1 protein-coding gene is annotated in these 1,495 nt (G+C 71.4%); it reads right to left on the bottom strand.

What is annotated here, in order from left to right; translation table 11 throughout:
- Window positions 1-141 precede the first annotated feature (141 nt).
- On the bottom strand, window positions 142-1,398 hold the full coding sequence (locus D7Y21_RS41180; protein ID WP_199735613.1) for an FHA domain-containing protein: 1,257 nt from the start codon (window positions 1,396-1,398) through the stop codon (window positions 142-144).
- Window positions 1,399-1,495: the final 97 nt, after the last annotated feature.

Below are 1,495 nucleotides of genomic sequence, written 5' to 3'. Positions count from 1 at the left end.
CGGTGGGCGGGGCCGCGGGCGGCTTGCCTCCACTGGCGGCCTTCGCCGGCGCGGGACGCAAGGGGGGGAGCAGCGACGTGCCGAACAGGTCGCCCTGCCCCGGCGTCTCGGCCGGGGGCGGCTCCAGCCCCTTGCGCTTCTTCATCGCGACAGCTTCTCGACCCAGCCCTGGGCCTTGCCGTGCAGCTCGTCGTCGGGCGGCGTCATCGCGACGACGTCGCGGAACTTGGGCAGCGCGTCCTCCGGGCTGGAGTCCTTGATGGAGTAGGCCTGCATGTACAGGTCCTTCGCCTTGGCCTTGAGGTCGTTGACGATGTTGGCGGCGCCCGTGTGGCTGGGGTCCGCCTGGAGCGCGCGGCGGGCGAACTCCATGGCGCGCGACCACTGGCCGGCGGCCTTCGCTCCCGCGGCGCTCTTGTAATAGATGTTCCCCGCGCGGGTGCCCGCGTTGCGCGCCATCTTGCTCGTGCGCCCGTCGGTGATGTCCTTGTCCAGCGCGAGCAGGCGGGTGAGGCCCTTGGCGTCCAGGTCCTCCAGCTTCTTGTAGAGGTTGCCGAACTCCGTCATCTGCCCCATCAGCTGCTTGCACTGGGGCGTCTTGGCCGAGCACGCGTTGAGGATGGCCACCGCGCCGGTGATGTCAGCGTCGCGGAAGCGGTCCACCGCGGGCTCCCACGGCTTGGGCACCGCGGCCACACGCACGGGGTCCGGACGCGTCAGGTCCGCGATGACGCGCACGGCGTCGTCGTTGACGAGCTTGCCGTCACGGTGCTCGGGGAAGGTCGCGAGCACGTCGTCGGTGATGGCCTTGGCCTTCTGCACGTTCTCCAGCTGGCGGGAGTCCAGCAGCCCCTTGGCCTCCTTCGTGCGCTTGTCGGCGGCGTCCGTCAGGTTCCTGCGCGCCGTCTTCAGCTGCTCGTAGAGCTGGGTGTCGCTGGTCACCTTCTCGATGGACGCCTTCGCGCTGGCCAGCTCGCCCTTGTCCAGCGCCGCCTGGGCCGTGCCCAGGTGGTTCTGGTTGGGGATTTCCCGCTCCGCGGCCTTCAGGTAGTCCGCCACGCCGGGGTAGTCCGGCGCCTGGGCGTGGAGCTCCTCCAGCTTCGCCTTGGCCTGCTGCCACTGGCCCTCGCGCACCAGGTTCTTGGCATCCTGGAAGAGGCCGCCCAGCTGCTCGCGGTAGTTGCGCTGCTCCGCCTCGATGCGGCCCTGCTCCTCCGCCTGTTGCCGCATGCGCGAGCGCACGACGCCCAGGCCCGCGAAGAGCACCACCAGCACGGCGACGCCCGCGAGCTTCATCCGCATGCGCTTGCGCTGCGCCTCCGGAGTGAGTTCCGCGGCGGCAGCGGCGCGCGACGTCTGCGGGCGCGCGCGCCCCTCCCGGGCGGGACGCGGGGGCACGGCCGTGGGACCGCGGCCCGCCGCCGTGGACGGACGGGGCCGGGGGCCTGTCTCTTATACACACCTCCGAGCCCACGAGACATGCGCAGATCTCGTT

The organism is Corallococcus sp. AB045 (assembly GCF_003668895.1).
Classification (GTDB): domain Bacteria; phylum Myxococcota; class Myxococcia; order Myxococcales; family Myxococcaceae; genus Corallococcus; species Corallococcus coralloides.
Note: the sequence above shows the minus strand (reverse complement) of the source record. Positions and strands in the feature narration are given on the sequence as shown.